The sequence below is a fragment of the Palleronia sp. genome (genome assembly GCF_042089775.1).
Lineage (GTDB): Bacteria > Pseudomonadota > Alphaproteobacteria > Rhodobacterales > Rhodobacteraceae > Palleronia.
The window spans coordinates 1-8,687 of sequence record NZ_JBELKF010000109.1 but is presented as its reverse complement, the minus strand read 5'-3'; the positions used below and the strand labels follow the sequence as shown (position 1 = coordinate 8,687).

Sequence of the window (8,687 nt, the reverse complement as noted above, 5' to 3'; positions counted from 1 at the left end):
TCGTGGAGCGCACCCTCGCCTGGCTCGGGCGCTGCCGCCGCCTGTCGAAGGATTGCTCGAGGAGCTGGCCGCCTGCCAGATCTACATCGTGACCGTGCCGACCCCCACCGACGCGCATCGCCGGCCCCACCTGACCCCCCTTCTCAAGGCCTCCGAGGCCGTAGGCGACGTGCTCAAGAAGGGCGATATCGTTATCTATGAATCCACCGTCTACCCCGGCGCCACCGAGGAGGACTGCGTGCCCGTTCTCGAGCGCGTCTCGGGTCTCGTTTTCAACGAAGACTTCTTCGTCGGCTACAGCCCGGAGCGGATCAACCCCGGGGACAAGGAACACCGCCTGCCTACCATCCGGAAGGTGACCTCCGGCTCGACGCCCGAGATCGCCGAGGAGGTGGATGCGCTTTACGCCGAGATCATCACCGCGGGCACCTACAAGGCCCAGAGCATCCGCGTGACCGAGGCGGCCAAGGTGATCGAGAACACCCAGCGTGACCTCAACATCGCGCTCGTCAACGAAATCGCGCTGATCTTCAACAAGATGGGCATCGACACCAGCGCCGTGCTCGAGGCGGCCGGCACCAAGTGGAACTTCCTGCCCTTCCGTCCGGGCCCAGTGGGCGGCCACTGCATCGGCGTCGATCCCTACTATCTCACCCACAAGGCCGAGGCGATCGGCTACCATCCAGAGATCATTCTGGCCGGCCGTCGGCTCAACGACAGCATGGGCCAGTACGTGGCCGGCCAGCTGGTCAAGGCGATGCTGCGCCACCGCTTCCACATCCAGAATGCCCGGATCCTGATCCTCGGGCTCGCGTTCAAGGAAAACTGCCCCGACCTGCGCAACACCCGGGTGACCGATGTGGTGCAGGAGCTCGAGGAATACGGTGCGAATGTCGATGTGCACGACCCTTGGGTCGATGCCGAGCGCGCGCAGCACGAGTATGGCCTCACCTTGGTGGAAACGCCCCAGAAGGGCCACTACGATGCGGTTCTCCTGGCGGTGGCCCATGACGAGTTCCGCCATGCCGGCGCCGCCGCCCTGCGCGAGTACGGCACCGACGATCACGTCTTCTTCGATCTGAAGTCGGTCTTCGCTTCCGAAGATTCCGATCTGCGCCTGTGAGATCCGTCAGGGGCCACACATCAATGAGGTGGTCTTGGGGGGCTGAACCGCGTCGCCCCTGAGGCGCGCGGAGCCGGCCTTGGCATGAAGGAAGGCTCGCTCTAGAGTTGGCTCCCCTGCAGTTGCAAGAACATATGTCGAGGACGCCGATGACCCGCAGGACTGCTTCTTCAGAAGATATGCTGGCCACGGCCCGGGCTGTCGGGGAGACGATCGCGCAGGCGTTTCGCGCCGCCCCCCCTCTACCAGCCATCCCCCGCCCGACGCCGTTGCAGCTGTACCGGCAATATCGGATCGGAGCTCTGGCAGCGGGGGTGGAATGGCTTCTCTCGCAGGCAGATTGTCCGGACTTGCGGCGCGTGGCAGCCTCCGCGCACATTCTGGCGGGTGAGCTTTCGTTTTCCTGTGAACGTGCTTCGGATCTGGAACAGACAGCTGATCGGATCATGGCGGAACTGGCCCGGAAACATGCGGAGGCTGACGCCTGGTTGCGCGACCGGCTCGCCGCCGCCGCGCCGCATCAAGTCCCGGGCTTGCTGTTGAAAGTCCTCGATCTCGGAGAAGCCGGGTTCGTCGAGACGCAGCTGGCTACCCTGCGGGAAACCGACCCATTCGCGGCAGAGCATGTGCGGATCAAGGTGCTGACCGCGCAGGGCCGGACCTACGAGGCCGCCCGGTTGGCCGAACGGTGCCACGAGGAGCACCCCGACCGATCGATCGAGGCAGGCATCGAAAAGACCCTGCAGTATCGGCAGGCGGGCGGCGCGACAGCGGGTATCCAGCCAGAAACGATCAACTCCGCCAAGCAGCTGAAAGCCGCTCTGGCGACCTTGACCAAGCTCAATGAACTTCCGCGGGCCCTTGCCCTCGCCGCGGCCCACCTTCCGCTGCTCCAACCGTCGGTGGGGGCCTCCCTGGTCGCCTTGCGCGTCTTGCGGCCAATCGCCCAAGAGCACGACCTCCCCTTGATAGAAATCCGTCAGGCCATGGCCAGCTTGCCGCCGCATCACCGTCTGGTCGCCCTGCGACACCTCGCCTTCCTGACGCCGGCGCACCTGTCCGAACTCGCCGCGCAGAGCGCCGACCAGCCCGCGTTGCATCCTCATGCCACGGAAATTCTCAATGAGGCCCTGGCGCAGGCCGTCCTGCGCATGCCCTGGAAGGCCGGCCCCCTGCAGGCTCAGGCCGAGGTTCTCGCTCTGTGTCACGCTCTGCGATCCTCCGGTCGACCTTCTTCGACAGGGAGCGGGGCGTGGCGGCAGCGGGTCGAGACGCAGAGGCGGGTGCTCCAGGCGTGGGCCGATTACGAGGCAGCTCTCGACGCGGGGCCGGCGGGGCTGGAACAGCTTACGACCCCCCGGGCCCGGCAATTCTTCGAGGCAGTCTCCACTTCCGAGACGGGTGCCCTGTTGGTCGGCAACCACCTGTCAGAGGCATCGGGCCGCATCACCTATCTTGGCATGCATGCTGTAGCTGCGCTCTCGACGCGCAAGGTGTTGAGCATCCTGCAGGCGAGTTCGCAACACCGCTACGACCTCGCCCGGCATGGGATCTCCGGGCCGAACGGCGATAGCAACATCGCACTTCTCGGTCTTTTTGGCATGGAGGACGGCCAACAGATCGAGGCGATCCTGGGCCACCTGAAACGAGGCGACATCATTGATGTGACCAATGACGGGCTGCAGGCACCCGGGGTGCGGGCGCTCGTTCCCTGGCTCGAGCGCCCGTATGCTGTCCGCGTGTTCCCGGCCCAAGTGGCGCTTGCCGCGAATGCCCGGGTGGGACTGCGCCTGCTCTCGGCCGTCACCCCCCAAGGCCCCATGTTCGATGTGATCGAAGTGCGCGCGCCGCGCCAGGGATCGCTTTGGGTCAGGTCGCTTTGGCTGACCCAAAAGCTCGCCCGACAGATCCGGTGCGCGCATGCAAAGGGGCTGGCGGATTGTTCCTCGGCTCAGCTCCGGACGTTTGGCGGCCCCCCTGCGGCCCGGCAATTGCTCGCCCTCGAGACATGGCGGGACACGCCTGAGGTGCAGGCCAGCCTGTTAAAGGGGATGCGCGTCCCGGCAGCGGATCGAGAGGCCACGGCGGAGTTCGAAACAGGTCGGCTCATTTCGCAGGCCATGATCACCCCCCTGGCCCTGCGGATGGTCTCCCTGCTGTTGCATTTTCAGGCCAACGCCCCTGAACACAGCCGGAGGGATCGGCGGTTTCTGGAGCAGCACCGGATGGCCGTAGTGGCCCCTCGCGGAGAGGTGCTGATGGCCACCGCCTTCGGCGCGCTGGCGGCAGGCAGCCTGCTCTGCCCGCTCGAGGATGATTTGGCCCCGACGGCCCTGATCGAACGCCTGAAGGCGTTTCGTCCGGATCTGATTCTAGCACCCGCTTCGGTCTGGACCCGCATGGTCAATGCCGACCGCGACCTGCAAAAGGCCCCTGTTCTCATCTTTGATGACGCGGGCGATCTGCGGGCGGCCGAGGACCTTCTGGAGAGCTTCACACCTGCCACAGCGCTGCCGGCTTTCGCCCCCCATCAGCCCGGCTTCGTGGTCTTCACCTCTGGCAGCGAAGGTCGCCCCAAGGGGGTGGTGGTGCCAGCCGGTCTGCAGTCCAACGCCTCCGGGCTCGACCGCTGCATGCAGCTCTCCTCGGCGGACCGGGTGCTCTACATGACGCGCTGGGATGCGGTCGGGCTTGCCGATCTGATGGCCTGCCTGCGCGCCGGCGCGCAGCTGGCCCTGCCCGACCGGGAAATCGAGCGCAGCCCCGTGGCGTTGGCGCACTGGATCGAGCAGGCCCAGGCCACCTTCCTCTCCGCGCCGGTCTCGATCTGGAGATTGCTCCTGAAAACGACCCTATGGCAACGCGAGACGGCGACCTCCCTGCGTCAGGGACTGCTCTGGGGGGAGCCGATCACGCGTGGCGTCATGTCGGACCTAGCTAGGGTCCGGCCTGCGCTTCAGGCTTGGTGCGCCTACGATTCTAGCGAAGTGGTCTACACTGCCTTCGGCAAGCTGCCAGATGCTGCTTGGCCGGGCATGACGGGAAGCCCCGGGGGCTGGGTCGCGCCGGACACCACGATCGAAATTCGCCCCGATGGCTCCACCGAAGACCCAAATGGGGGGACGCTGCGCGTCACGAGTCCCAAGGCCATGCTCGGGTATTTCGACGCGCTGGCGGACGCAAACCTTCCGGTCAAGGAGCGGCCCTCGCGTGAGGTCATGCTGCAGGATATTCTGCGTCAGGACGCTCACGGGCGCATCGAGGTGTTGGGCCGTCGGGATGCGGTCTTCAAACTGGCCGGGCAGCGGTTCTCGATCCGACAGTTCGAGAAGGTCTGCGAGCAAATCGACGGCATTGGGGGCGCCATCGGGTTTCTGGAGACGAGCCGCGATGTGCCCGAGCTCAGCATGGCCCTCCAGATCGGAACCCACCCCGCCAAAGAGCTCGTCGCCCAAGCTCGATCCGTCGTGTTCGAGGCCTCGGCCGGCGCGTTGAAACTCAAGCAGGTGAAGACCTCCCCGGAATTTCCCGTCATGGCGAGCGGCAAGACGGATCGAGGCCACATAAAAGCGACCTTTTCCGAAGGGTGCCATGCGCCGCTCTGCGCTCCGACGACGCTCGCTCTCCCGGAGTTGCCCCCGGTTCTGAGCAGGCTGCGCGACTGGGCAAAGGCGTGCGGTCTGGTGGAGGCGACCGAGTTCGACCCGGCCGCGCCCATCCCCGAGCTCACCTCGCTCGAGCGCCTCGAGTTGTCGCTCGTGGTTGAAGAGATACACGAGGCGCACCTGAATGTTCCGCCGGCGCTTCCGTCGACACGCCAATCTTGGTCGGATTTCGCCCGGTGCCTCGAAGATCGGGCCAGGCCCGGCCAGCTCACGGCGTTCTAGGCCAGCTAAACAGCCGTAGCTCGAGTCGGGCGGCGCGGGCCCGGGCTGAGGAGGCGGCAGGGGTTGCCTTCGAGATGGGGAGCCGGCCGCCCTAGGACTTGCAGCGCGCCCTGTGGGCGGGCGCGCGGGAGGGCTCAGCCGGGCTGCCCGGGGATTTTCACAGGGAGCGGGCCGGCGGCCGATTGCCAAGGGGGCGCTGAGACGGGCTGCAATCCTAGGGAGGTGGCGCCGCAGCGGTTTTTGAGGAAAAATTCGGTTGTGGTGTTTCTCGATCATCGTGAGCGGGTCCGAGGGCTGCGCGATGGGATTGGGCGCCTCCAGGCGGTGCGCTGGAGGCAGGCTGCACAATGGACGGCCCGTGCCGCCCCCACTATACGGGACTGGCTTTCAAGGCTCCTTTCCTGATCTCCTGCCGAGGGCTTCCGAACCTTGCCGACACCTTTGCCCCAAGACCGCGTCTTTGCAGCGACCGACCGCAGATCCGCTCGCATCGACAGGTCGCAGCTGCCTGATCTCGAGCACATGTTGCGGCAAGCCGAACAGGCGCGTCGATCCGGGAATATTCTTCGCCACATCCGCATTCTGCGCGACGCCCTCCAGAACCATCCCGCCACCTTCGCCTCCTTGCAGGCCGTCGTCGCCAGCGCCTTGAGCGGATCACGCCCGAGCTTGGCCAGGAGGGTGATCCGGAAACACGCCCCCGACCTCACCCCCTCGGAGCACAGGGTGCTGCAGTCCCTGGTCCTCCAAGCCGAGGCGGGTACGGCTCAAGCGTTGGAACACCTTCTGCGGCATGCACCGCAGGGCGACGAGAACTGCCTGCGCGAGATCTATGTCTCGCGTTACACCTACGAGTTGGAAGGGGTGGAGGCCGCTCTCGCCACGCTTGAGGCCGCGGCAAGCCTCATCCCCCGCAAGGCCCTCTTCGAAAGCATGATTCGTTTTGCCCGCGAGGCGAACCTGCCACCCGATCGCAGGCTCAGGATGGCCCAGGCCGCCATGGCGGCCGGGTTTCACGATACCGCCTTCCATGTCGTCGCCCACACTGCTTTCAGCGAAATGGGGGCTCATTGGGAAGCGCTGAGGATCATCGACACGGGGTTGAAGCACAATCCCCGCTCCTATCGGCTCCTTCGCTATGCCGTAGCGTCTGCATTCCGGCTCGACGATCTGGAGTTGGTCGAGACGCTGCTGGAAAAGGCGCGGGCCGCTATCCCTCTCGAGAGCGGCCAGAATTACAACGAGCTCATCGAAGTCTATACGGTCGCGAAACGCGATGCCGAGGCGTGCCTTTTGGGAAAGGCAGGGGTCAAAGCCTATCCGAAAAGCTCGGCGGCCATTCAAGGGTTTCTGAAAGCCCACGAGAATTTCGGGGATGTACGAGCGATACAGGCCTATATGCCCCGGCTGGTGGAAGTCGCCCCCCGGAATACGATACTTCGGCGAACTGCCCGACGAATTCAAAATTTCGAGCATCACGCCCTGCCGGTGCCTCGATCGGATCAGGAGCTCTACGAGATCCTGTTCCCCGAACTCCTCTCCCTAACCCGCGGGACTCCTTCGATCTGTGGCGACGCCATCGTGCTTGTCACAAGTTCACTTGCAGTGGGGGGGGCGGAGCGGCAATGCGTGGCCGTGGCGCGAGAGCTTGTCCGGCAACAGCAACCTGCCGAGATTCTCTGCCTTCGGCGGCGCCTTTACGCGGGCTCGCTCGAGGAGGAGGTCATTCGCTCAAAGATTCCTCTTTCGCTCCTGGAGGACGAAGTCATCCCGGGAGAAGCTGAAGACGGGATGCTGCCCGCGAAGCTCGTGGACTTTCTGGACCTGCTACCGCGCCAGGTCGGAAAGGAGGTCCGGGATCTGACCGCTTATTTCATGCGGGTCCGCCCCAGGGTGGTGCATGGCTGGCAAGATACCGGCTCCACGGCCGCCCTGGCTGCGCTTCTGGCCGGCGTTCCCACGATCATCATGGGAGGGCGGCGCACCATGCATCCGGCCTGGTACCCTCGTCACCAGAAGGTGCGCGACCTGTTCCGGCTGGTCCTGCACTGGCCTCAGGTGCGGTTGATCTGCAACTCCGCCATGGGCGCGCGCTCCTTCGAGACATGGCTTGGGATGGAGGCCGGTTCCGCGAATGTGGTGATGAACGGCTACGACTTCGATCTGATCGACAGGCAGGCTGGCACCCGAAGCCCTGTGACGCTTCGGTCCGAGCTCGGTTGGACCTCGTCGCACGTGGTGGTGGGGCTCGCCGCCCGGATCCATCCGGTCAAAAGGTGGCATGTCTGGTTGCGGGTGCTCAAGACCGTCAGCGACCGGAACCCGCAGGTCCGAGGTCTCTGCGTGGGCGACGGCCCTTTGATGGATGAAATGAAGGCCCTGGCCCGGGACTTGGATTTGGAAGGAAAGGTCCAGTTCGTCGGCCGTAAGGTCCCGGTCGAGCCCTGGATCGGAGCCATGGACATCCTAATGATGACCTCCGAGTCCGAAGGCTTGCCCAACACGCTGATCGAGGCGCAGGCTCTTGGCGTGCCGGTAATCTCGAACGACGCGGGAGGAGCTGCAGAAACCATTCTGGAAGGGGAGACCGGCCATCTCGTGCGTTGCAACCACCTGCCTGAACACGAGATCGCCGAGAGGCTTGCAGAGCCGCTGGACCGTCTGGCTTCGGATCATGCCCTGCGGCGACATATGGCCGGGCAGGCCAGATCCTTCGCGCGGAGCCGCTTCTCGATCGCACAGGCGGCGAAGGTATACCTAGCCTACTATGCGAGTGTCGGTGCCGCCGGAAAAGCGCTGCCGCCATCGGACCCCTAGATTTCCCGGCCACGGACACTGTGGCCGGAGGGACGCTTGCCGTCTCCTGTTTCAGATGCCACTCTGCGTTTTCATCCCTATGTAGCGGCAAGTGCAATGAATGCCCCGAAGCTTTTATCAGTCTTGCAGCATCGCATCGCGATGCCCCTGTATTCCTTGAGTTTGGCGAAGAAGTTCTCGACCAAGTGGCGCCATTTGTAGGCCTCTTTGTCGAACTCAGCTGGATACTTCCGGTTCGATTTGGGCGGGATAACAGCCTCGATCCCACCGCGGGTCAGGGCGTCGCGCAACCAGTTCGCGTCGAAGGCTCGGTCGGCAAGGAATTGGCCACAGACCAACCCCTCCAGCAGGGCCGCCGTGCCTCGTAGGTCATGCGCTTGACCGGGCAGTAATCGGAAGTCGATCAGGTTCCCGAGCGCGTCCGTGAGCGCCATGATCTTGGTGGTCACTCCACCGCGAGAGCGTCCGATGGTCTGGCTTTGAGTCCCCCTTTATGGATGGCCCGCCCCTCCCGCCGGCACTGTAGACTGCCGGCAGTCAGAGGAAGGAGCGAACCATGAATATCGTGATCCTTGGAATTGATCTGGGCAAGACCACCTGCAGCGTCGTCGGTCTCGACGCGGACGGCAGGGTCGTCGTGCGGCGACGACTGCGTCGCGATGGGGTGGTGGCGTTCGCCGCCAAGCTGACCCCTTGCGCCATGGCCATGGAGGCCTGCTGTGGCGCCCATCACATGGGACGAGCGCTGACAGCATTGGGCCACGAGGTCCGTCTGATGTCGCCGGAATATGTGCGTCCCTATGTTAAGGCGCAGAAGAATGATGATCGCGATGCCGAGGCGATCGCAGAAGCGGCGACGC

5 protein-coding genes are annotated in these 8,687 nt (G+C 64.7%); 4 read left to right on the top strand and 1 reads right to left on the bottom strand.

Translation table 11 applies throughout. The features are described from left to right. From ACFDS3_RS17475 to ACFDS3_RS17465, 3 genes are all read left to right on the top strand, one after another. On the top strand, positions 1–1,123 hold a 1,123-nt coding region (locus tag ACFDS3_RS17475; protein WP_375263636.1), incomplete at its 5' end, for a nucleotide sugar dehydrogenase. 149 nt (positions 1,124–1,272) lie between these two features. Beyond that, positions 1,273–5,010 carry an AMP-binding protein gene (locus ACFDS3_RS17470; RefSeq protein WP_375263635.1) on the top strand — a complete coding sequence of 1,246 codons (3,738 nt, stop codon included), beginning with the start codon at positions 1,273–1,275 and terminating at the stop codon, positions 5,008–5,010. A 522-nt stretch (positions 5,011–5,532) separates the two neighbouring features. After that, entirely contained in the window at positions 5,533–7,827 is a 2,295-nt protein-coding gene (locus ACFDS3_RS17465) for a glycosyltransferase (RefSeq protein WP_375263634.1), read from the top strand. 77 nt (positions 7,828–7,904) lie between these two features. On the opposite strand, the gene ACFDS3_RS17460 is transcribed toward ACFDS3_RS17465, so the two are convergent. Further along, positions 7,905–8,297, bottom strand: coding sequence for an IS5 family transposase (locus ACFDS3_RS17460; RefSeq protein ID WP_375263637.1), 393 nt, complete (start codon positions 8,295–8,297; stop codon positions 7,905–7,907). 86 nt (positions 8,298–8,383) lie between these two features. Here ACFDS3_RS17460 and ACFDS3_RS17455 point away from each other — a divergent pair. Then, on the top strand, positions 8,384–8,687 hold a 304-nt coding region (locus ACFDS3_RS17455), incomplete at its 3' end, for a transposase (protein WP_375263633.1).

What these genes read in the sequence shown, in the direction of transcription:
- ACFDS3_RS17465 (WP_375263634.1), top strand. Translation starts at nt 5,533, where the DNA reads ATGTTGCGGCAAGCCGAACAGGCGCGTCGATCCGGGAATATTCTTCGC.
- ACFDS3_RS17470 (WP_375263635.1), top strand. Translation starts at nt 1,273, where the DNA reads ATGACCCGCAGGACTGCTTCTTCAGAAGATATGCTGGCCACGGCCCGG.